The organism is Mesorhizobium sp. ES1-3 (genome assembly GCF_020164795.1).
GTDB lineage: Bacteria > Pseudomonadota > Alphaproteobacteria > Rhizobiales > Rhizobiaceae > Mesorhizobium.
In genome coordinates this window covers 221,059-242,694 of record NZ_JAIUGW010000005.1, presented here as the reverse complement: position 1 = coordinate 242,694, position 21,636 = coordinate 221,059, and the positions used below count along the sequence as shown (strand labels likewise).

Below are 21,636 nucleotides of genomic sequence, written 5' to 3'. Positions count from 1 at the left end.
TGGTTTTGTGGCAAGGAAAAGACGGCGTGTGGGGACCTGGGCCGTGTTTTTGCCGTGACGGCGCTTCTACAGGAAGAGGCCTCGTTCCCGCTCCACCGCCTTGGTGATGAAACTGGCGACGATCTGGACGCGTCGCAGCGGCCTGACCGATTCGTGATAGACCAGCCAGTAGGCGCGGCGGATGGGCGCGACCACATCGACGGCCACCAGCTCCGGCATCGAGCGGGCGACGAAGGTGTGCAGGATGCCGATGCCGGCGCCGGAGCGCACGGCTTCGGCCTGGCCGAGCGCCGAGGAGATGGCGAAACTGGTGCGCCATTCCGCGCTGAATTCCGCGGCATAATCGAGCGAAGGGCTGACGATGAGGTCCGGCACATAGCCAATGAGGGTGTGCTGGCCGAGTTCGGCGGCGGTTTTGGGCAGGCCATGCGCGTCGACATAGGCGCGAGAGGCGAACAGGCCGAGCGAATAGTCGACCAGCTTTCCCGCCACCAGCCGGCCTTCGGTCGGCCGCTCGACGGTGATCGCGATATCGGCCTCGCGCCGCGACAGCGAGAAGGAGCGCGGCACTGGCACGAGCTGGATGGTGAGTTCGCGGTGAAGGGTGGTGAGTTCGCCCAGCCGCTTGGCCAGGAAGGCGACGCCGAAGCCATCGGGCGCGCCGATGCGCACGGTTCCGGAAACATCGTCGCCCTCGCCTGATATGGTCGAGCGTGCGGCGATCATGTCGCCCTCCATGCGCTCGGCGATGTCGAGGAAGCGCTCGCCGGCCGGCGTCAGCTCGCTGCCGGTGGTCAGCCGGCGGAAGAGTTTCGTCCTCAGGGCTTCCTCGAGGGCCGCGATGCGGCGCGAGACGGTGGCATGGTTGAGCTCCAGCCGCCGCGCCGCGCCAAGAATCTGGCCGGCGCGCGCCACGGCGAGGAAGATGCGGACGTCATCCCAATTCATGGGGAGATGTCCGGCAGGACCGCGGGGGCGCAACAGAACTCAATATAACCATTCCAGCAATGACGACCATACTCTATCATTTGCGGCAATTGATGCACAGCCCTCGCTTGTTGTCTATTTTCCGCACAACGGTTGCGTTCTCCCTCGCGTTGCCATCGCCCTCGCAAAGGCGGACAATGCTTCCATCACAAACAAAGGGAGAGAAATCATGATCGACTACGGTCATTTCATCGGCGGCAAGCGTGTCGCCGGCACCAGCGGGCGCAAGCAGGACGTCATGCAGCCGATGGACGGCACCGTGCGCGGCACGGTGGCGCTGGCCTCGCAGGCGGAACTGCGCGCGGCGGTCGAGAACGCCAAGGCGGCGCAGCCCAAATGGGCCGCGACCAATCCGCAGCGCCGCGTGCGCGTGCTGATGAAGTTTCTCGAACTGGTCGCTCGCGACTATGACGAACTGGCCGAAATCCTGGCGCGCGAACATGGCAAGACCATCGCCGACGCCAAGGGCGACATCCAGCGCGGACTCGAAGTGGTCGAGGTGTGCATCGGCGCGCCGCATATGATGAAGGGTGAGTTCACCGACGGCGCCGGCCCCGGCATCGACGCGTATTCGATGCGCCAGCCGCTCGGCGTCGTCGCCGGCATCACGCCGTTCAACTTCCCGGCGATGATCCCGCTGTGGAAGATTGCCCCGGCGCTGGCCTGCGGCAACGCCTTCATCCTGAAGCCTTCCGAGCGCGATCCGGGCGTGCCGATGCGCATCGCCGAATTGTTCCTGGAGGCCGGTCTGCCGGCCGGCATCCTCAACGTCGTCAACGGCGACAAGGAGGTGGTCGACGCCATCCTCGACGATCCCGACATCAAGGCCGTCGGCTTTGTCGGCTCGACGCCGATTGCTCAGTACATCTATGCGCGCGGCTGTGCGGCCGGCAAGCGCGTGCAGTGCTTCGGCGGCGCCAAGAACCACATGATCATCATGCCCGACGCCGACATGGACCAGACCGTCGACGCGCTGATCGGCGCCGGCTACGGCTCGGCCGGCGAGCGCTGCATGGCGATCTCGGTGGCCGTGCCGGTCGGCAACGACACCGCCAACCGGCTGATGGAGAAGCTCGTCCCTCGCGTCGAGAGCCTGAAGGTCGGCCCGTCGACGGATTCGGCCGCCGATTTCGGCCCGCTGGTCACCGCCCAGGCGCTGGAGCGCGTCAAGGGCTACGTCGACACCGGCGTCAAGGAAGGCGCCAAGCTCGTCGTCGACGGCCGCGGCTTCAGGATGCAGGGCTATGAGGACGGCTACTATATGGGCGGTTGCCTGTTCGACAACGTCACGCCCGACATGCGCATCTACAAGGAAGAGATCTTTGGGCCGGTGCTGTCCGTGGTACGCGCGCCGACCTATGAGAATGCCCTCAAGCTCGCCAACGACCATGAGATGGGCAATGGCGTTGCCATCTTCACCCGCGACGGCGACGCGGCGCGCGACTTCGCCAGCCGTGTCCAGGTCGGCATGGTCGGCATCAACGTGCCGATCCCGGTGCCGATCGCCTACTACACCTTCGGCGGCTGGAAGGCGTCTTCCTTCGGCGACCTCAACCAGCACGGCCCGGACGCGTTCCGCTTCTACACCAAGACCAAGACGGTGACCTCGCGCTGGCCGTCCGGCATCAAGGATGGCGCCGAATTCGTCATCCCGACGATGAACTAACCGGACGATTTCTTGCTTTGCGCGTCCTCGCCTTCGGCTGCGGGCGCGCGGGCAGGCATCAAAGATGGCGCCGAGTTCGTCATTCCGACGATGAACTAGCCGGACGATTTCTTCGTCCGGTCTTACTCGCCGCAGGGCGGATGAGAAGATCGATTGAACCTGAGGCCTAAGTCCCCGGACTTGGGCCCTTTGTTTTGCAAACGCTAATGTGATGGAACCGGCGAGGCTCGCAGGACTTAGGGCTGCAATCCTGCCGTGGAGGAGGCGCGGCAGACAACCAGAGCGCCGCACGGCGGCCGGTGGCATTGCATCGTCCGGCGCAAGGAGGTGTCAGATGACACGACGTCTTACGGCGACAATGTTCGTTGCGGCGATGGCGATGTGCTCGGGCGCTGCTCAGGCAAATGCGGCCGGGCAATGCGCGGCCCGCGCCGATATCGTGAAAGCGCTCGGTGAGAACTTCCACGAAAGCGAAGCCGGGCGCGGCCTGATCAACCCCAATGTGGTCCTTGAGGTGTTCGTTTCGGAACAAGGCAGCTGGACGGTTCTGGCTTCCGACACGAAGGGCCAGAGTTGCATCCTGTCGGTCGGCGAGGGCTGGGACAGCCAAACGATCAAGGCGGCCTTGCCGGGTGCTTGACTCAGATCAGCGTGTCGCGGCCACTTCGGCGTGGCCGCGCAGCAGCGCCATCAGTTTCTTGGCGTCCTTGGCGGCGCCTTCCTCGTCGCCGTCCAGGATCGAGCGGATCAATGCGACATGGTGCTCGGCGGATTCCGCCAGTCCGGTGTCCGCCTTGTAGCGGAACCAGAAGCGGCGGCTGTGGGTCTGCAGGGGGGCGGCCAGCCGGGCGGCGAACGGGTTGTCGGCGGCCAGCGCCAGCGCCTCGTCGAGCGCCTTGTCGGCCTGGATGAAGGCAAGCACATTGCCCGAGATGACCGCTTTCTGCATGGCGAGCGCGGCCTCGTGAAACAGGTCGGCGGCCTCGCGGGTGACGAAGCGGGCGGCTGATCGTGCGAGCACCACCTCGACGCCGCGCCGGGCGTCGAGCACGCGCAGCCAGTCGCCGGGATGCAGAGGCGCTATCGCAATGCCGGCACGGGGCCTGACGTCGAGCAGTCCTTCCCAGGCCAGCCGCTGGATCGCCTCGCGCACGGGCGTGCGGCCGAGCGCCAGCCGCTCGATCAAGGAACCCTCGGTGATAAAACTCGCCGGGGCCAGTTCGAGCGTGACGATCATGTGTTCGAGGATGCGATAAGCCTTGATCGCCGCAGGCTCGGACACAGTGCTTGCTTCCATGGATATCAAAGGCGGTCTCCTGATATATCAAAAATATATCATAACAGATTCCGCATTGACAGCGGCTTTCCTAACAGATATACGGCTGATATATCAGATGGAGAGATAGCCATGTGGACCGGAGTTTTCCCCGCCGTCACGACCAAATTCACCGCCGACGACCGGCTCGACCACGCGGAGATGGAGCGTTGCTTCAGCTTGCAGATGGAAGCCGGCTGCGACGGCATCATCGTCTGCGGCTCGCTCGGCGAGGGGCCGATGCTGTCGCCTGACGAGAAGATCGAGGTACTGAGGACCGCGCAGAAGGTCGCAGGCAAGAAGCCGGTGCTGCTGACCGTCAACGAGGCCGGCACCCGCGAGGCCGCCAGCATTGCCAGGCGCGCCGCCAAGGAAGGCGCCAACGGCCTGATGGTGGTGCCGAGCCCGATCTACCACACCAACGCCGAAGAGACGGTGGCGGCCCTGCGCGCCGTCGCCGAGGCCGGCGATCTGCCGGTCATGATCTATTCCAACCGGCTCGCCTATCGCGTCGACGTCACCGTCGACCAGATGGAGGAGCTGGCATCGGACAAGCGCTTCGTCGCCATCAAGGAATCCTCCGACGACATCCGCCGCTCGACCGAGATCATCAACCGCCTGGGCAGCCGCTACGATCTGTTCACCGGCGTCGACAATCTCGCCTTCGAGGCGCTGTCGGTCGGCGCCATCGGCTGGGTGGCCGGCCTGGTCACCGCCTTCCCGCGCGAGACCGTCGCCATCTACCAGCTGATGAAGCATGGCCGCCGCGAAGAGGCGCTCGCCATCTACCGCTGGTTCCGGCCGCTGCTCGACCTCGATGTCTCGACCTACCTAGTGCAGAACATCAAGCTTGCCGAAGTGTTCGCCATCAACACCAACGACCGCGTCCGCATGCCGCGCATGCCGCTGTCGGGCGAACGCCGCAAGACCGTCGAGAAGATCGTCAAGGATGCGCTCGCGGTACGGCCGACGCTGCCGCAGTTCTAAGGAGAGTTCTCTTCTCCCCGTTCGCGGGGAGAAGATGGCGGCAGCCAGATGAGGGGCAGCGCCCACGTGCAAGGAAAGTCCAAATCGACAGACGAGGGGAGTCGCCCCTCATCCGCCCTTCGGGCACCTTCTCGCCGTGAACGGGGAGAAGGGACAGACATCGCCATCGTCGGCGGCGGCATCATCGGCATCTGCGCGGCTGCCTTCCTTGCCGAGGCCGGGCTGGATGTCACGGTTTTTGACCGCACGGGCATCTGCGAGGAGACGAGCTCCGGCAACGCCGCCGCCTTTGCCTTCTCCGACGTGTTGCCGCTGGCGCACAAGGGCATGATCCGGCAGCTGCCGAAATGGCTCGCCGATCCGCTCGGCCCGCTCAGCATCCCGCCGGCCTATCTGCCGAAGCTGCTGCCCTGGCTGATCCGGTTCTGGCGCGCCGGCGCGCCGGCGAAATACGAGGCGAGCCTGATGGCACAGGCCGGCATGATGAAACTTGCCGAAGCCGAATGGATGGATCTGCTCGATCGTTCCGGCACACGGCCGATGCTTCGCGAGGACGGTTCGCTCGAGCTCTACGAAAGCGAAGCCGAGTTCCGCGCCTCGCTGTCGGGCTGGGCGGCGCGCGAGCGCTTCGGCATCGGCTTCCGTCATGTCGAAGGCGAAGAACTGGCTGGCTTGCAGCCGGGGTTGTCACCGCGCTTCGTCAAGGGCACCTTCGTGCCGGGATGGAAGACGGTCGCCGATCCGAAACTGCTCGGCAAGGCGGTGTGGGCTTACGCGCAGTCCAAGGGTGCCCGTTTCGAGATGGCCCGCATCGATCGCGTCGCGGCGGATCAGGACGGTGTCACGCTGACGCTGGCCGATGGTTCGAGCAGGCAAGCCAGGCGCCTCGTTGTCGCGGCGGGCGCGTGGTCGCACCTCCTGGCGCGGCAGCTAGGCGATCGCATTCCGCTGGAGACCGAACGCGGCTACAACACGACGCTGCCGACGAGCGCTTTCGACGTGAGGCGGCAGCTGATCTTTTCGGGGCATGGCTTCGTCATCACTCGGCTCGAAACGGGCCTGCGCGTCGGCGGTGCCGTGGAACTCGGCGGCATCGAGCGACCACCCAATTTCAACAGGTCGAAAGCGCTCTTGCAGAAGGCGCAGAAATTCCTGCCGGGACTCGATCCCTCGGGCGGGCGCGAATGGATGGGGTTCCGGCCCTCGCTGCCGGATTCGGTGCCCGTGATCGGCAAGGCGACGCGAAGCCGGTCGGTGATCTACGCCTTCGGCCACGGCCATCTCGGCCTGACCCAGGCTGCGGCAACCGGGCGGTTGATCAGGGAATTCGTTCTGGGGCAGACTTCGTCCGTCGATCTGGCCCCCTTCGGCCCACAACGATTTTGATTTTTTCGGGTTTTGATCTTGAGGAGCGACATGGCCAAGAAATCCTTCTTCTGCATCGACGGCCACACCTGCGGCAACCCGGTGCGGCTGGTCGCCGGCGGCGGTCCGCTGCTGCAGGGCTCGACGATGATGGAACGGCGCGCGCATTTCCTCGCCGAATATGACTGGATCCGCACCGGCCTGATGTTCGAGCCGCGCGGCCATGACGTGATGTCCGGCTCGATCCTCTACCCGCCGACACGCGAGGATTGCGACATCGCCATCCTGTTCATCGAGACGTCCGGTTGCCTGCCCATGTGCGGCCACGGCACCATCGGTACGGTGACGATGGCCATCGAACACGGGCTGACCAAGCCGAAGACGCCGGGCGTCCTCAGGCTCGACACGCCGGCCGGCCTGGTCATCGCCGAATACAAACAGGTCGGCGAGTATGTCGAGGAGGTGCGCATCACCAATGTGCCGTCCTTCCTCCACGCCGCAGGCCTGACGGTCGAATGTCCCGGGCTCGGCGAGATCACCGTCGATGTGGCCTATGGCGGTAATTTCTACGCCATCGTCGAACCGCAGGCGAACTATCGCGACATGGCCGATTATTCCGCCGGCGACCTCATCGCCTGGAGCCCGGTGGTGCGGCAGCGGCTCAACGAGAAATATTCCTTCGTGCATCCGGAGAATCCCGGCATCACCGGGTTGTCGCACATGCTGTGGACCGGCAGGCCGACGGTCGATGGAGCCGATGCCCGAAATGCCGTCTTCTACGGCGACAAGGCGATCGACCGCTCGCCCTGCGGCACTGGCACATCGGCGCGCATGGCGCAGCTTCACGCCAAGGGCAAGCTTAGTGCAGGCGACGCCTTCGTCCATGAATCGATCATCGGTTCGCTGTTCAAGGGCAAGGTCGAAAAGGAGGTCACCGTGGCTGGCAAGCCGGCAATCATCCCGTCGATCGGCGGCTGGGCACGCATGACCGGACTGAACACCATCTTCATCGACGACCGCGATCCGTTCGCGCATGGTTTCGTGGTCAAGTAGGAGAATCCTGACCTTGCGGAAAGGAGTGTGACGAAAAAACGAACCATGTCAGGAACGCAACGATTCTTCTCATCACCTAATTTTGACGGCGATTTCTTCGAAACGGAGCGCATGATGCAGCCCAATCGTCAAAGACATTGCGTTGTGCCAATGATAGGGTCCGCGATAGTCCAGGGGCTGGGCGCGAAAAGCGGGCGATCGGGAAGACGTGACTTGGAACCACGCGGAGCGGTCGAAAAAATCACGTTGCAATCCGGGCTCGAAACTTTACGACTAGGGGAAATACGAAAAGGAATGCGTCTGCATGGGCGACATTCCAGGGGAGCCATGTACACATGCAGTACTTTGTCCAGCAGCTTATCAACGGGCTGACGCTGGGATCGATCTATGGGCTGATCGCGATCGGCTACACGATGGTCTACGGCATCATCGGCATGATCAATTTCGCCCATGGCGACATCTTCATGGTGGGCGCCTTCACGGCGCTGATCGTCTTCCTCATCCTCGGCGCGCTGTTTTATTCGGTGCCCGTGGTCATCGCGCTGCTGGTCATGATGATCGTGGCGATGCTGCTCACCAGCCTCTACAACTGGACGATCGAGAAAGTGGCCTACCGACCGCTGCGCGGTTCGTTCCGGCTGGCGCCGCTGATCACCGCCATCGGCATGTCGATCGCGCTGTCGAACTTCGTCCAGGTGACACAAGGGCCGCGCAACAAGCCGATCCCGCCGATGGTCAGCCAAGTCTACAACATCAACGGCGTCAGCGTGTCGCTGAAGCAGATCATCATCGTCATCGTCACCGCTTTGCTGCTGGCGGTGTTCTGGTACCTGGTCAACAAGACCTCGCTTGGCCGGGCGCAACGCGCCTGCGAGCAGGACCGCAAGATGGCCGCACTGCTTGGCATCGACGTCGACCGCACCATCTCGATCACCTTCATCATGGGTGCAGCCCTTGCCGCCGTCGCCGGCACGCTGTTCCTGATGTACTACGGCGTCATCGCCTTCTCGGACGGTTTCGTGCCGGGCGTGAAGGCGTTCACGGCCGCGGTGCTTGGCGGCATCGGCTCGCTTCCGGGCGCCGTGCTCGGCGGGCTCTTGATCGGCTTCATCGAGAGCATGTGGTCGGCCTATTTCTCGATCGACTACAAGGACGTCGCCGCGTTCTCGATCCTGGCCATCGTGCTGATCTTCCTGCCTTCCGGCATATTGGGCCGGCCAGAAGTCGAAAAGGTGTGAGATCATGGCCGTGACCGTATCTCGTGCGAGCGACACCGTCGCCAAGCCCATGCAGCGCGCGCTGCGCGAGGGCTTCTATGCCGGCGCGATCGCGCTTGGCCTGTTCGTACTGTTCATCGGCCTCAAGACCGACCAGAACATGTCCAACGAACTGGTCGTGGTGCAGCGCTGGGGCCTGCTTGCCGCGGTGGTGATCGCCACCGCCGTCGGGCGTTTCCTCTATGTCGCCTATGGCCAGCCCTTCATGGCCAACCAGAAGATCGCCGATGTCGCCACCGGGCTCATGCCGGCAAGTGTGGCATCCCGCTTCTTCACCCTGCCGACCTTCATCGGAGCGGTCGTCGCCATGGTGCTGCTGTTCGTGTTCAACAGCTCTCTCGCCGGATGGGTTGGGGCACAACCGGCCGGCTATCTGCAATTCCTGCGTGCCCTGGCGGTCATCTATGTGCTGGCCTGCGTGATCTATTACTTCCGCGCCTTCATCCATGCCAACTTCACCAAATTGGGCATCTCGGCGTTGGTGCTGTACCCGATCCTCGTCGTCGCGGTGCTGTCACTCAACGCCTGGTCGATCACCGGAGGGTTGCAGGGTTCGTTGAAATGGGTCGATAATTTCGGTATCCAGATCCTGATCTATGTGATGCTGGCCTGGGGACTGAACATCGTCGTCGGCCTCGCCGGTCTGCTCGATCTCGGCTACGTCGCTTTTTATGCGATTGGCGCCTATGCCTATGCGCTTCTCGCCACCCATTTCGGCCTGTCGTTCTGGATATTGTTGCCCGCCGCGGGCGCCATGGCCGCGCTCTGGGGGGTGCTGCTCGGCTTTCCCGTGCTGCGCCTGCGCGGCGACTATCTGGCGATCGTGACGCTCGCCTTCGGCGAGATCATCCGCCTCGTGCTGATCAACTGGCGCGAAGTCACCAATGGGTCGGCCGGCATCTCCGGCATTCCCAAGGTCAGCTTCTTCGGCTTGATGTCGTTCAACGTGTCGGACCCGAATTACATCGCCAAGGTGCTGAACCTCGCCACGTCCAGCGCCTACTACAAGATCTTCCTCTACTACCTGATCCTTGGGCTTTGCCTGCTAACCGCCTTCGTCACCATCCGGCTGCGGCGCCTGCCGGTCGGCCGCGCCTGGGAAGCCTTGCGTGAGGACGAGATCGCCTGCCGCTCGCTCGGCATCAACACCACCACCACCAAGCTGACGGCCTTTGCCACCGGCGCCATGTTCGGCGGCTTCGCCGGTTCGTTCTTCGCCGCGCGGCAAGGTTTCGTCAGCCCCGAATCCTTCGTCTTCCTGGAATCGGCCATTATCCTCGCCATCGTCGTTCTTGGCGGCATGGGGTCGCTGGTCGGCATCGCCGTCGCCGCCATGGTGATGATCGGCGGCACCGAGGCGCTGCGCGAACTCGACTTCCTCAAGCAGGTCTTCGGGCCCGATTTCACACCGGAACTCTACCGCATGCTTCTGTTCGGCATGGCCATGGTCATCGTCATGCTGTGGAAGCCGCGCGGCTTCGTCGGCAGCCGTGAACCGACCGCCTTCCTCAAGGAGCGAAGGGCTGTCTCAGGCTCCTTCACCAAGGAGGGCCACGGCTGATGAACGCGACCACGCAAATGAACGACGCCATCCTGCAGGTCGAGCATCTGTCGATGAAGTTCGGCGGCCTGGTCGCCATCGGCGACCTGTCCTTCACCGCCAGGCGCGGCGAGATCACCGCGCTGATCGGCCCCAACGGCGCCGGCAAAACCACAGTGTTCAACTGCATCACCGGCTTCTACAAGCCGTCGGAAGGCATGATCACGCTCAGCCGGGCCGACGGCTCCAGCTACCTTCTGGAACGGCTGCCCAACCACGAGATCCCGGCGCGCGCCAAGGTGGCGCGCACCTTCCAGAACATCCGTCTGTTCTCGGGCATGACGCTGCTGGAGAACCTGCTCGTCGCCCAGCACAACAAGCTGATGAAGGCCTCGGGCTATACGATCCTGGGCCTGTTCGGCTTCAGCGGCTACCGCAAGGCCTCAGCCGAATCGGTGGAGCTTGCCAAGCACTGGCTGGAAAAGGCCGATCTCGTCGATCGCGCCGACGATCCGGCCGGCGACCTGCCCTATGGCGCGCAACGGCGCCTCGAGATCGCGCGCGCCATGTGCACCGGTCCTGAACTGCTGTGCCTCGACGAGCCGGCGGCCGGCCTCAACCCGAAGGAATCGGCGGCGCTCAACGAGCTGCTGATGGACATCAAGAAGTCCTCAGGCACCTCGATCCTCTTGATCGAGCACGACATGTCGGTGGTCATGCAGATTTCCGACCATGTCGTGGTGCTGGAATATGGCCGCAAGATCTCCGACGGCAATCCGCAATCGGTGCGCACCGACCCGCGCGTCATCGCCGCCTATCTCGGCGTCGACGACGAGGAGGTCGAGACCGTGCTGACCGAAGTCGGCGACGAGGACGTCATCGAACGGCTCGATACCGGTCCCGACTCCGCGCATGGCCCGGGAACATCTTCGTCGTATCTGGCCGGGCCGGTGAGCGACACCGTCGGCCATAGCGAAGGCGAACGCGTGACAGTGTCGAAAGGCGCCTCGAAGGCAGCGCAGGTCGATGCCCGCGCCGCGACCGTGGCAAGCAGGCCTGTCGCACCGGCGCCGGCCAAGCCCGCTGCGAAGAAAGCGGCACCAAGGAAGACGGCCGCCAAGGCCCCTGCCGTGAAGGCCGAAGGCGTTTCGAACCGCCTCACTGCCCCCCGTGGCGGCAAGGCCGACAATCTGACCCGCATCAAGGGCATCGGTGCGGTCAACGAGAAGAAGCTCAACGAGCACGGCATCTTCCACTTCGACCAGATCGGCGCCTGGAAGAAGGCCGATGTCGAGGCAGTCGAGGCTTATCTCGCCTTTGACGGACGCATCGCGCGCGAGGAATGGGTCAAGCAGGCGAAGCTGCTCGGCCAGGGCAAGGATACGGAATTCTCGCGCCGTGTCGATGCGGGCAAGGTGGCGACCAGTCATGCTTCCGGCAAGGCCGCGAGCACAGGCAAGCCCGCTCAGGGCAAGCGTGGAGGGGGCAAGTGATGGCCACGACAACGCTGCTCGATATCAAGGGCGTGGAGACCTATTACGGCAACATCCGTGCGCTGAACGGCGTCAACGTCACCGTCAAGCAAGGTGAGATCGTGGCGCTGATCGGTGCCAACGGCGCCGGCAAGTCGACGCTGATGATGACCATCTTCGGGGCTCCACGCGCCCGCACGGGCACCATCACCTTCGCCGGGACCGATATCACCCAGTTGCCGACGCACGAAATCGCACGCATGCGGATTGCCCAGTCGCCCGAGGGCCGGCGCATCTTCCCGCGCATGACGGTGATGGAAAACCTGCAGATGGGCGCCAGCCTCGACAACCTCAAACACTACGGCGAGGACGTCGAGAAGGTGTTCACGCTGTTCCCCAGACTGAAGGAGCGCATCGCCCAGCGGGGCGGTACGTTGTCGGGCGGCGAGCAGCAGATGCTGTCGATCGGACGCGCATTGATGGCGCGGCCGAAACTGCTTCTGCTCGACGAACCGTCACTGGGTCTGGCGCCGCTGATCGTCAAGCAGATCTTCGATGCCATCCGCGAATTGAACCGCACCCAAGGGCTGACCGTGTTCCTGGTCGAGCAGAACGCGTTCGGCGCGCTCAAGCTCGCCACGCGCGGTTATGTCATGGTCAACGGCAATGTGACGATGAGCGGCACCGGCAAGGAGCTGCTCGCCAATCCGGAAGTGCGCGCCGCCTATCTCGAAGGCGGACATCACTGAGTTCAGGAGACTTCCCATGCAAGGCATTCTCTACGAGGAACAGTCGATCTGGCAGTTCTTCTTCGTCACCTGCCTGCTCGGCGGCTGGGCGGCCTGGATGACCGGCAAGGCCAGTGCCCAGACATGGCGCAGCTTCATCCAGCTGTTCGCCTATATGCTCGGCCTCGGCATCGGCATCCGGTTCATCCATCACGCGCTGTTCGACGGCACGATGTTCTCGCTGCATTACTATATCGTCGACACAATCGTGCTGATGATACTGGGCTTCGTCGGCTATCAATACACACGAACCAACCAGATGGTCACACAGTATAATTGGCTCTACGAAAGAGCTTCAATCTTGAGCTGGAAACCGAAAGGTTGACGTTCATCATTAACGCCGCGTCAGGGATGAATCGGCGTGACAAGTGCCTGAAAATCGGCAAACTATGCTTTCTGCGATAAGGGTGGGCATCGCATGAAAGCTTCATCCACGCCCACTCCGTTAATGGGAGCGTTTAAATGAAAAAGTCACTTTTGTCCGCCGTAGCCCTGACCGCGCTCGTCGCGTTCGGCGGCAACGCGTGGGCTGATGTAATGTTCGGCGTCGCCGGTCCGATCACCGGTCCGAACGCGGCCTTCGGCGCACAGCTGCAGAAGGGCGCCGAAGCGGCGGTCGCCGATATCAATGCCAAGGGCGGCATCAATGGCGAGCAGATCAAGCTCGAAGTCGGCGACGACGTCTCCGATCCGAAGCAGGGCATCTCGGTCGCCAACAAGTTCGTCGGCGACGGCGTCAAGTTCGTGATCGGCCACTTCAACTCGGGCGTGTCGATCCCGGCCTCCGAGGTCTACGCCGAAAACAATATCGTCGAAATCACGCCGGCCGCAACCAACCCGAAGTTCACCGAGCGTGGCCTGTGGAATGTGTTCCGTACCTGCGGACGCGACGACCAGCAGGGCAGCATCGCCGGCGCCTATATCGCCGCGAACTTCAAGGATGCCAAGGTTGCCGTGATCCATGACAAGACCCCTTACGGCCAGGGCCTCGCGGACGAAACCAAGAAGGCGATGAACGCCGCGGGCGTCAAGGAAGTGATGTATGAAGGCGTCAATGTCGGCGACAAGGACTTCTCGGCGCTGATCGCCAAGATGAAGGAAGCTGGCGTCACCCTGATCTACTGGGGTGGCCTGCACACCGAAGCCGGCCTGATCATCCGCCAGTCCGCGGACCAGGGCCTCAAGGCGCCGATGATGTCGGGTGACGGCATCGTGACGGACGAACTCGCCGCGATCGCTGGCGACGCCGTCGCCGGCACGCTCAACACGTTCGGCCCCGACCCGCGGCTGATCCCGGCCAACAAGGAACTCGTCGAGAAGTTCCGCGCGCAGGGTTTCGAGCCGGAAGCCTACACGCTCTACGCCTATGCCGCCGTGCAGGTGGTCGCCGAGGCAGCCGCCGCCGCCAAGACGAACGATCCGCAGGCCGTCGCCAAGGCGATGCATGAAAGCGGCCCGTTCCCGACCGTTCTGGGCGATCTCGCCTATGACGCCAAGGGCGATCCGAAGCTGCCGGGCTACATCATGTACGAATGGAAGAAGAAGGACGACGGCAAGTATTCCTGGTTCCCGAAGTCATAATTCATTCGGATCCGAAACCAACGATGCCCGGCGCCTCGCGCCGGGCATTTTCTTTGACATGCTGGCAGCGGTGACATCCCTGCCAGCTTTCCCTGATCTTATGCATGTCGTTATCCCGGAACCGAGGACACTTCCGGGCGACATGCATTGGCCTCGAAAGATCGCATCCAGGATCGAAATTGTCGCCGTTGTTCCGTCCGTTCGAACGAATGCGTGCGAGTGTTGACTGAATGATCGGTTTAAATCGGTTTAAGTCGGCGTCGATTTTGTTTGCACTGCAGCATTTTCGCGTTAATCATTGCCCCGATTTCCCGTCCCTTCCGCTGCTGGAGCCCAGTCCTTGGCCATCACGAAGATCCTCGTCGCCAACCGGTCAGAAATCGCCATCCGCGTCTTTCGCGCGGCCAACGAGCTGGGCCTCAAAACCGTGGCGATCTGGGCCGAGGAAGACAAATACTCCCTGCACCGCTTCAAGGCCGACGAGAGCTACCAGGTCGGGCGTGGCCCGCATCTCAACAAGGACATGGGGCCGATCGAGAGCTATCTGTCGATCGAGGAGGTGATCCGGGTCGCCAGGCTTTCAGGCGCAGACGCCATCCACCCCGGATACGGGCTGCTGTCGGAAAGCCCCGAATTCGCCGAAGCCTGCGCGCAAGCAGGCATCACCTTCATCGGACCGAAGCCAGACACGATGCGCAGGCTCGGCAACAAGGTCGCCGCGCGCAATCTCGCAATCGAGGTCGGCGTGCCCGTGGTGCCGGCCACCGATCCGTTGCCGGACGATTTGGAGGCGGTCAAGGAACTCGCCAGGACGGTCGGTTATCCCGTCATGCTGAAGGCTTCGTGGGGTGGCGGTGGCCGTGGCATGCGCGCCATCCGTTCCGAGGCCGATCTCGCCCGCGAGGTCATGGAAGGCAAGCGCGAGGCGAAAGCCGCCTTCGGCAAGGACGAGGTCTATCTCGAAAAACTAATCGAGCGCGCCCGCCATGTCGAGGTGCAGGTGCTCGGCGACCGCCAAGGCAATGCCGTGCACCTGTTCGAGCGCGACTGCTCGATCCAGCGCCGCAACCAGAAGGTCGTCGAGCGCGCGCCGGCGCCCTATCTCAGCGAGGACCTGCGCCAGGAGCTTTGCGGCTACGCGCTGAAGATCGCGCGCGAGACCAGCTATATCGGCGCCGGCACCGTCGAATTCCTGCAGGACGCCGACACCGGCAAGTTCTACTTCATCGAGGTCAATCCGCGCATCCAGGTCGAGCACACCGTCACCGAGATGGTGACCGGCATCGACATCGTGAAGGCGCAGATACACATTCTCGACGGCTTCGCCATCGGCACGCCGGAATCGGGTGTGCCGGCGCAAAGGGACATTCGGCTGAACGGCCATGCCTTGCAGTGCCGCATCACCACCGAAGACCCCGAACACAATTTCATTCCGGACTACGGCCGCATCACCGCCTATCGCGGCGCCACCGGCTTCGGCATCCGCCTCGACGGCGGCACCGCCTATTCCGGCGCGGTCATCACCCGCTTCTACGATCCGCTGCTGGAGAAGGTCACGGCCTGGGCGCCGACGCCGGCCGAGACGATCGCCCGCATGAACCGAGCCTTGCGCGAGTTCCGCATCCGCGGCGTCGCCACCAACCTCACCTTCCTCGAAGCGATCATCAATCACCCGAGCTTCGCCGACAATTCCTATACGACGAAGTTCATCGACACGACGCCGGAGCTGTTCCAGCAGGTCAAGCGCCAGGACCGCGCCACCAAGCTGCTCAACTATCTGGCCGACGTCAGCGTCAACGGCCATCCCGAGACGCGCGGCCGGCCGACGCCAAAGGCCGACGCGGCGCCGCCCGTCGTGCCCTATCTCAACGGCAATGTGCCTGGTGGCAGCAAGCAGAAGCTCGATGTGCTCGGGCCGGAAAAATTCGCCGCCTGGATGCGCGAGCAGAAGGAAGTGCTGGTCACCGACACGACGATGCGCGACGGCCACCAGTCGCTGCTCGCCACCCGCGTGCGCACGCATGACATTGCCGGCATCGCCGGCACCTACGCGCGCGCCTTGCCACAACTCCTGTCGCTGGAATGCTGGGGCGGCGCCACTTTCGACGTGGCCATGCGCTTCCTCACCGAGGATCCGTGGGAGCGGCTGTCGCTGGTGCGGGAAGCAGCCCCCAACCTGTTGCTGCAGATGCTGCTGCGTGGCGCGAACGGCGTCGGCTATACCAATTATCCCGACAATGTCGTGCAGCATTTCGTCAAGCAGGCGGCAAGCGGCGGCATCGACCTGTTCCGCGTCTTCGACTGCCTGAACTGGGTCGAGAACATGCGCGTCGCCATGGACGCCGTGGGGGCCGAGGGCAAGCTGATCGAAGCCGCGATGTGCTATACCGGCGACATTCTCGATCCGGCGCGGGCCAAGTACGACCTGAAATACTATGTCGGGCTGGCCGAGGAATTGCAGGCGGCCGGCGCCCATATCATCGCGGTCAAGGACATGGCCGGCCTGTTGAAGCCGAGTGCCGCCCGCGTGCTGTTCAAGGCGCTGCGCGAGGCGACCGATCTGCCGATCCATTTCCACACCCACGACACATCGGGCCTGTCGGCGGCAACGGTGCTGGCGGCGGTGGAAAGCGGCGTCGACGCCATCGACGCGGCGATGGACGCCTTCTCCGGCAACACCTCTCAGCCATGTCTCGGTTCGATCGTCGAGGCGTTGAGAGGCACCGAGCGCGATCCCGGCCTCGACCCGCAATGGATCCGCAAAATCTCGTTCTATTGGGAAGCCGTTCGCAACCAATACGCCGCCTTCGAGAGCGACCTGAAAGGGCCGGCCTCCGAAGTCTACCTGCACGAAATGCCAGGCGGGCAGTTCACCAATTTGAAGGAACAGGCTCGCTCGCTGGGGCTGGAGACACGCTGGCACGAGGTGGCGCAGACCTATCACGACGTCAACCTGATGTTCGGCGACATCGTCAAGGTGACGCCGTCCTCCAAGGTGGTCGGCGACATGGCGCTGATGATGGTGAGCCAGGACCTGACCGTTGCCGATGTCGAAAACCCGGCCCGGGATATCGCCTTCCCGGACTCGGTCATCTCGATGCTGCGCGGCGACCTCGGGCAGTCCCCGGGCGGCTGGCCGCGGACGCTGCAGAAGAAGGCATTGAAGGGCGACAAGCCGATCACGGCGCGGCCCGGTTCGTTGCTGAAGCCGGCCGACCTCGAGAAGAGCCGCAAGGAGATCGAGGACAAGTTGGAGCGCAAGCTGACGGAATACGAATTCGCCTCGTGGCTGATGTATCCGAAGGTGTTTTCCGACTTCGTCGTCGCCCAGGAAACCTACGGCCCGGTCAGCGTTCTGCCGACGCCGACCTATTTCTACGGCATGAAATCGGAAGACGAGATTTTCGTCGATATCGAAAGGGGCAAGACCTTGGTCGTGCGCTGCCAGGCGTTCGGCGATGTCGACGAGAAGGGCATGGTCACCGTGTTCTTCGAGCTGAACGGCCAGCCGCGGCGTGTGAAGGTGCCCGATCGCGCGCATGGTGCGTCGGCAGCCAAGGCGCGCCGCAAGGCCGAGCCCGGCAACGAGGCGCATGTCGGGGCGCCGATGCCGGGTGTGGTTTCGGCGCTTGCGGTCGCTGCCGGCCAAGCGGTCAAGGCAGGCGACGTGCTGCTTTCCATCGAAGCGATGAAGATGGAGACGGCGCTGCATGCCGAGCGTGATGGCACGGTCGCCGAGGTGCTGGTCAAGGCCGGCGACCAGATCGATGCGAAGGATCTCCTGATCGCGTTCAGCTAAGAGTTCGCAAGGAGCGGGCAGGCTGTCGGCTTCTGGCGGCAGGGCTGGCGAGCTGTTCGATAACGGCTTGACCCGCCGGCCCGGGTCGGGCATCGAACCGCTGAAATTCGCCGCGGCACGTTCCCCGAGTCGCGGCGCGGAACCGATCTTTGGAGAAAAACATGGCCGACGATATCACCGAGACCAGCCAGACTGTTGCCGCCGGCCAGCTGCGTGCCTTGATCGAGCGCATCGAGCGGCTCGAGGAAGAAAAGAAGACGATTTCCGACGACATCAAGGAAGTTTTCGCCGAGGCCAAGGGCACCGGCTTCGACACCAAGGCAATTCGCACCATCATCCGGTTGCGCAAGAAGGACCAGGCCGAGCGCCAGGAGGAGGATGCCATCCTCGATCTGTACATGGCCGCGCTCGGCATGGTCTAAGACTGGAAACAGTCTAGGGCGTCAGTTCGGCGCCCTCAACGGTTCGAACCATGAGCGAATTCGACTTCGGCGGCCGCCGTGCCTTGGAATTCCGCCATCGCGGCTTCTGGTCGCTGTTTGCCGAACGGCATCCGGAAGAAAGAGCCCGGCTGGCGCGGCGCGGACCCTGGTTCTGGCAGCGCGGGCTGCCCGACTTCGCACTGGTCCTTTCCATGTATGTCGCGCCGGCGCAGAACCATGTCGGCGTTTTCTTCGGCCGCAACGAGAAGTTCGGCGCCACGCAAAGCTGGTCGCGGCTGGAGCCGTTCCGGCCGGCGATCGAAGACAGGCTGAAACTCAGACCGGAACAAAGCTGCGAAGGCCTCGGCATCAATTCGATGTGGCGGGTCAATTGCTTTGCCGAGGACAACTGGCCGGCGATGACCGACTGGCTGGTAACGGAGTGCTCGCGTGTCGAGCACGCCGTTGTTGCGGTTCTGGGGCAGCGGTAAGTGATCGCGGATTTCTTCCGCTCGCGTTGGCTTGGCGAGGTGTCGCTCGACCGGCTGTTCCGGCGCGACATGATGCTTGTCGGGACCGTGATCAATATGGCGTCGTCTGCTGCGGCGCTGATCCTGCTTGGACTGAAGATGCCGCTCGGCCTTGTCCTGGCGGTGCATTTTGCACCGGTGCTCTACAACATCTTCCTGACTTTGGCGGTCTGGCGCACGGCTGAGAAGGCCGGCGGTGCCATGGCTTCCCTCTTCATGCTGGGATCGGCGCTCTGGCTGATCGCCACGATCGTTGTCTGACGAGTCGACCCGTACGAAAAAAGGGCGACCCGAGCCGCCCTTCGCGAGAAATGATAACGCCTGTTCAGGCGGCCGGCTCGAATTTCAGCGCCACGCCGTTGATGCAGTAGCGCAGGCCGGTCGGCGGCGGGCCGTCCTCGAAGACATGGCCGAGATGGCTGCCGCAACGAGAGCAGTGGCATTCGGTGCGGACCATGCCGTAGCTGCGATCGACGGTGTTCTCGACCGAGCCCGGGACGGGATCGTTGAAGCTCGGCCAGCCGGTGCCGCTCTCGAACTTCAGCGTGGATTGGAACAGCGGCTGGTCGCAGCCAACGCAGGAAAAAGTGCCGGCACGCTTCTCATAGAGCAGGGCGCAGCTTCCCGGCCGCTCGGTGCCGTGGTTGCGCATGACCGCGTATTGCTCCGGCGTCAGCCGGGCGCGCCATTCGGCATCGGTGCGGGTGACGGGGTAAGTGTGGGTGTCCATTTGATCTCCTCAGCCTTGGCGGCTCGTTCTTGGTTGCAACCTGATATTCGCAACAAGATAGTCGTTCGTTACGGGATTTGCCCGCATTTTCGAGCGGACTACCTGGAATTCCTCAGGCGATCGCCGCGAGATAGCGCGCGACGGAGGCGGCCAGCGACGTTTTTGCGTCGCCGATTATGTTCTGGTTCCACCATGCGCCGTAGATGTCGTCGAAGGCGAACGGCTCAAGGGCTGCCGCGATGCGGCGTATGGCGGCGCCATTGAGCGGGATCTGGTTCGGATAGCTGTACATGAAGCTGACATGGCGGCGTGTTGGCGTCACCTGCAGGATGTCGCCGGTCAGCAGGGCATCGGCACCGTCGCGTTTCCAGTGCAGCACCTGGCCGCCGGCAAAGTGGCCGCCGCAGCGGATGAGTGTCAGCGACGGGTTGATGGCCAGCGTCTCGCCTTGCCAACTGACAATCGAGCGATGCGGCCGCGTGATCCACTGCCGGTCGTCGGCATGGAGATAGATCGGTACGCCGCCAAACGCCTCGCTCCATTCGACCATCACCGAATAGTAATGGCAGTGCGAGATGGCGATAGCCGCCAGCCCGCCCCGACGGTTGATCTCCGCCACCGCCTCGTCGCTCACCATCGAGATGCAGTCCCACAGCACATTGCCGTGTGGTGAATGCGCCAGCAGCGCCCGCTGGCCGATGGCGAAGCGCGGCTCGATGCCGAAGGCGAGCACGCCGGCATCGTCCTTCATCACCAGCCGATGCCCGGCGGCGAGTTGTTGCGGCGTGATCCAGGCCTGGCCTTCCCAGCGCACATACTGCCGCTCGTCCTCGCAGATCGGGCAATGTTGCGGTGGCGTCTCCGTCGCCGCGAACTGGACACCGCACTGCAAGCAGAGGAAGCAGGTCATCCGATCTCCGGTGGTCCTTCAGTGTTTTCTTGAAAGCTGCTTCGTGGCACCTTCGAGCCCGGCCAGCGTCAGCGGAAACATGCGGCCGTCGAAGATGTCACGGATCATGGCGATCGAATGGGTAAAGCCCCAGTTCTTTTCGCTCTCCGGATTCAGCCACACCGCGTTCGGCCATTGCTGCAGGAGCCGGCCGAGCCAGACGGCTCCTGCCTCGGGGTTCCAGTGTTCCACCGAGCCGCCAGGATGGGCGATCTCGTAAGGGCTCATCGAGGCATCGCCGACGACGATGACCTTATAGTCGGGACCGTATTTGTGAATGAGGTCGAAGGTCGGAATCACCTCGGCATGGCGGCGGCGATTGTCCTTCCACACGCCTTCGTAGAGGCAGTTGTGGAAATAGAAATATTCGAGCTGGCGGAATTCGGCGCGGGCGGCCGAAAACAGCTCCTCGACGCTTTTGATATGGTCGTCCATCGAGCCGCCGACATCGAAGAACATCAGGAGTTTCACCGCATTGCGGCGCTCGGGCCGTGTCTTGACGTCGAGATAGCCGTGCTCGGCGGTGGCGTGGATGGTGCCGGGCAGGTCGAACTCTTCCTCGGCGCCTTCGCGCACCCAGCGGCGCAGGCGCTTCAGCGCGATCTTGATGTTGCGGGTGCCGAGTTCGACGGCATCGTCGAAATTCCTGAACTCGCGCTTGTCCCAGACTTTCACCGCGCGGCGGTTGCGGCTTTCATGCTGGCCGATGCGCACGCCTTCGGGATTGTAGCCATAGGCGCCGAAGGGCGAGGTGCCGCCGGTGCCGATCCATTTCGAGCCGCCCTGGTGGCGGCCCTTTTGTTGCTCGAGCCTTTGTTTCAGCGTCTCCATCAGTTTGTCGAAGCCGCCAAGCGCCTCGACCAGTTTTTTCTCCTCCTCGGTCAGGTGCTTTTCGGCGAGCCGGCGCAGCCATTCCTCGGGAATGTCGGCGACATCGACGGCATCCGGGCCACCCAGCGCCTCGATGCCCTTGAAGACATGCGCGAACACCTGGTCGAAGCGGTCGATATGGCGCTCGTCCTTCACCAGGGCGGCGCGGGCAAGATAGTAAAAACCTTCGACGTCATAGTCGACCAGTCCGGCTTCCAGCCCTTCCAGCAGAGAAAGGTATTCCCTGAGCGAGACGGGAACGCGCGCTGCCTTCAGTTCGAGGAAGAAGGGGATGAACATGGCCG

Annotated in this window: 20 protein-coding genes; 15 read left to right on the top strand and 5 right to left on the bottom strand. The window is 63.4% G+C overall.

What is annotated here, in order from left to right:
• Positions 1-66 precede the first annotated feature (66 nt).
• Positions 67-948, bottom strand: coding sequence for a LysR family transcriptional regulator (locus tag LB536_RS10485; protein WP_140810684.1), 882 nt, complete (start codon positions 946-948; stop codon positions 67-69).
• Between the two features lie 208 nt (positions 949-1,156).
• On the opposite strand from LB536_RS10485, the gene LB536_RS10480 reads away from it, so the two are divergent.
• Both LB536_RS10480 and LB536_RS10475 read left to right on the top strand, forming a co-directional pair.
• A complete protein-coding gene (locus LB536_RS10480; RefSeq protein ID WP_224591644.1) occupies positions 1,157-2,653 on the top strand; it encodes a CoA-acylating methylmalonate-semialdehyde dehydrogenase in 1,497 nt (498 codons plus the stop codon).
• 334 nt (positions 2,654-2,987) lie between these two features.
• Positions 2,988-3,293 carry a hypothetical protein gene (locus LB536_RS10475; protein WP_224591641.1) on the top strand — a complete coding sequence of 102 codons (306 nt, stop codon included), beginning with the start codon at positions 2,988-2,990 and terminating at the stop codon, positions 3,291-3,293.
• A 6-nt stretch (positions 3,294-3,299) separates the two neighbouring features.
• On the opposite strand, the gene LB536_RS10470 is transcribed toward LB536_RS10475, so the two are convergent.
• Positions 3,300-3,950: a GntR family transcriptional regulator gene (locus LB536_RS10470; RefSeq protein ID WP_181178239.1), complete on the bottom strand. Its 651-nt coding sequence runs from the start codon at positions 3,948-3,950 to the stop codon at positions 3,300-3,302.
• A gap of 111 nt (positions 3,951-4,061) precedes the next feature.
• Here LB536_RS10470 and LB536_RS10465 point away from each other — a divergent pair, with 111 nt between their 5' ends.
• From LB536_RS10465 to LB536_RS10405, 13 genes are all read left to right on the top strand, one after another.
• Positions 4,062-4,955 carry a dihydrodipicolinate synthase family protein gene (locus LB536_RS10465; RefSeq protein ID WP_224591636.1) on the top strand — a complete coding sequence of 298 codons (894 nt, stop codon included), beginning with the start codon at positions 4,062-4,064 and terminating at the stop codon, positions 4,953-4,955.
• Between the two features lie 48 nt (positions 4,956-5,003).
• Positions 5,004-6,341, top strand: a complete 1,338-nt coding sequence (locus LB536_RS10460) for an NAD(P)/FAD-dependent oxidoreductase (RefSeq protein WP_263488969.1) — start codon at positions 5,004-5,006, stop codon at positions 6,339-6,341.
• A 30-nt stretch (positions 6,342-6,371) separates the two neighbouring features.
• Positions 6,372-7,373, top strand: a complete 1,002-nt coding sequence (locus LB536_RS10455) for a 4-hydroxyproline epimerase (protein ID WP_224591630.1) — start codon at positions 6,372-6,374, stop codon at positions 7,371-7,373.
• Positions 7,374-7,708: 335 nt separating this feature from the next.
• Positions 7,709-8,611 (top strand): branched-chain amino acid ABC transporter permease, encoded by a 903-nt coding sequence (locus LB536_RS10450; protein WP_127276526.1) that lies wholly within the window; start codon positions 7,709-7,711, stop codon positions 8,609-8,611.
• Between the two features lie 4 nt (positions 8,612-8,615).
• Entirely contained in the window at positions 8,616-10,211 is a 1,596-nt protein-coding gene (gene livM / locus LB536_RS10445; RefSeq protein WP_224591627.1) for a high-affinity branched-chain amino acid ABC transporter permease LivM, read from the top strand.
• Positions 10,211-11,683, top strand: a complete 1,473-nt coding sequence (locus LB536_RS10440) for an ATP-binding cassette domain-containing protein (RefSeq protein WP_140754838.1) — start codon at positions 10,211-10,213, stop codon at positions 11,681-11,683. Before livM ends, LB536_RS10440 begins: the two co-directional genes overlap by 1 nt.
• Positions 11,683-12,411 carry an ABC transporter ATP-binding protein gene (locus tag LB536_RS10435; protein WP_140754836.1) on the top strand — a complete coding sequence of 243 codons (729 nt, stop codon included), beginning with the start codon at positions 11,683-11,685 and terminating at the stop codon, positions 12,409-12,411. The genes LB536_RS10440 and LB536_RS10435 overlap by 1 nt, the downstream gene beginning before the upstream one ends.
• A gap of 16 nt (positions 12,412-12,427) precedes the next feature.
• Entirely contained in the window at positions 12,428-12,775 is a 348-nt protein-coding gene (locus tag LB536_RS10430; RefSeq protein ID WP_140754834.1) for a DUF6867 family protein, read from the top strand.
• A 137-nt stretch (positions 12,776-12,912) separates the two neighbouring features.
• Positions 12,913-14,031 carry a branched-chain amino acid ABC transporter substrate-binding protein gene (locus LB536_RS10425; protein WP_023771718.1) on the top strand — a complete coding sequence of 373 codons (1,119 nt, stop codon included), beginning with the start codon at positions 12,913-12,915 and terminating at the stop codon, positions 14,029-14,031.
• A gap of 340 nt (positions 14,032-14,371) precedes the next feature.
• A complete protein-coding gene (gene pyc, locus LB536_RS10420) occupies positions 14,372-17,830 on the top strand; it encodes a pyruvate carboxylase (RefSeq protein ID WP_224591625.1) in 3,459 nt (1,152 codons plus the stop codon).
• Between the two features lie 161 nt (positions 17,831-17,991).
• Complete coding sequence (locus LB536_RS10415) at positions 17,992-18,252, top strand: DUF2312 domain-containing protein (RefSeq protein WP_015315223.1); 261 nt, start codon at positions 17,992-17,994, stop codon at positions 18,250-18,252.
• Between the two features lie 50 nt (positions 18,253-18,302).
• Entirely contained in the window at positions 18,303-18,743 is a 441-nt protein-coding gene (locus tag LB536_RS10410; RefSeq protein ID WP_140754830.1) for a hypothetical protein, read from the top strand.
• The gene (locus LB536_RS10405; protein ID WP_224591622.1) at positions 18,744-19,043 is read left to right on the top strand and encodes a hypothetical protein; all 300 of its coding nucleotides are present in this window, start codon (positions 18,744-18,746) and stop codon (positions 19,041-19,043) included. It begins immediately after the preceding gene.
• 64 nt (positions 19,044-19,107) lie between these two features.
• Here the strand turns inward: LB536_RS10405 and msrB are convergent, their stop codons facing one another.
• The 3 genes from msrB to LB536_RS10390 form a co-directional block, all read right to left on the bottom strand.
• Positions 19,108-19,512: a peptide-methionine (R)-S-oxide reductase MsrB gene (gene msrB / locus LB536_RS10400; protein ID WP_027141754.1), complete on the bottom strand. Its 405-nt coding sequence runs from the start codon at positions 19,510-19,512 to the stop codon at positions 19,108-19,110.
• A 112-nt stretch (positions 19,513-19,624) separates the two neighbouring features.
• On the bottom strand, positions 19,625-20,422 hold the full coding sequence (locus LB536_RS10395) for an MBL fold metallo-hydrolase (protein WP_224591607.1): 798 nt from the start codon (positions 20,420-20,422) through the stop codon (positions 19,625-19,627).
• A gap of 18 nt (positions 20,423-20,440) precedes the next feature.
• The gene (locus tag LB536_RS10390) at positions 20,441-21,631 is read right to left on the bottom strand and encodes a vWA domain-containing protein (RefSeq protein ID WP_140754827.1); all 1,191 of its coding nucleotides are present in this window, start codon (positions 21,629-21,631) and stop codon (positions 20,441-20,443) included.
• Positions 21,632-21,636: the final 5 nt, after the last annotated feature.

Bases quoted from the DNA above. Each gene is read 5' to 3' on its own strand.
- LB536_RS10435 (WP_140754836.1), top strand. From the start codon at position 11,683: ATGGCCACGACAACGCTGCTCGATATCAAGGGCGTGGAGACCTATTAC.
- msrB (WP_027141754.1), bottom strand. From the start codon at position 19,512: ATGGACACCCACACTTACCCCGTCACCCGCACCGATGCCGAATGGCGC.
- LB536_RS10465 (WP_224591636.1), top strand. From the start codon at position 4,062: ATGTGGACCGGAGTTTTCCCCGCCGTCACGACCAAATTCACCGCCGAC.
- LB536_RS10410 (WP_140754830.1), top strand. From the start codon at position 18,303: ATGAGCGAATTCGACTTCGGCGGCCGCCGTGCCTTGGAATTCCGCCAT.
- livM (WP_224591627.1), top strand. From the start codon at position 8,616: ATGGCCGTGACCGTATCTCGTGCGAGCGACACCGTCGCCAAGCCCATG.
- LB536_RS10475 (WP_224591641.1), top strand. From the start codon at position 2,988: ATGACACGACGTCTTACGGCGACAATGTTCGTTGCGGCGATGGCGATG.
- LB536_RS10440 (WP_140754838.1), top strand. From the start codon at position 10,211: ATGAACGCGACCACGCAAATGAACGACGCCATCCTGCAGGTCGAGCAT.
- LB536_RS10450 (WP_127276526.1), top strand. From the start codon at position 7,709: ATGCAGTACTTTGTCCAGCAGCTTATCAACGGGCTGACGCTGGGATCG.
- LB536_RS10485 (WP_140810684.1), bottom strand. From the start codon at position 948: ATGAATTGGGATGACGTCCGCATCTTCCTCGCCGTGGCGCGCGCCGGC.
- LB536_RS10415 (WP_015315223.1), top strand. From the start codon at position 17,992: ATGGCCGACGATATCACCGAGACCAGCCAGACTGTTGCCGCCGGCCAG.
- LB536_RS10460 (WP_263488969.1), top strand. From the start codon at position 5,004: ATGAGGGGCAGCGCCCACGTGCAAGGAAAGTCCAAATCGACAGACGAG.
- LB536_RS10480 (WP_224591644.1), top strand. From the start codon at position 1,157: ATGATCGACTACGGTCATTTCATCGGCGGCAAGCGTGTCGCCGGCACC.
- LB536_RS10470 (WP_181178239.1), bottom strand. From the start codon at position 3,950: ATGGAAGCAAGCACTGTGTCCGAGCCTGCGGCGATCAAGGCTTATCGC.
- LB536_RS10430 (WP_140754834.1), top strand. From the start codon at position 12,428: ATGCAAGGCATTCTCTACGAGGAACAGTCGATCTGGCAGTTCTTCTTC.
- LB536_RS10395 (WP_224591607.1), bottom strand. From the start codon at position 20,422: ATGACCTGCTTCCTCTGCTTGCAGTGCGGTGTCCAGTTCGCGGCGACG.
- LB536_RS10425 (WP_023771718.1), top strand. From the start codon at position 12,913: ATGAAAAAGTCACTTTTGTCCGCCGTAGCCCTGACCGCGCTCGTCGCG.
- LB536_RS10455 (WP_224591630.1), top strand. From the start codon at position 6,372: ATGGCCAAGAAATCCTTCTTCTGCATCGACGGCCACACCTGCGGCAAC.
- LB536_RS10390 (WP_140754827.1), bottom strand. From the start codon at position 21,631: ATGTTCATCCCCTTCTTCCTCGAACTGAAGGCAGCGCGCGTTCCCGTC.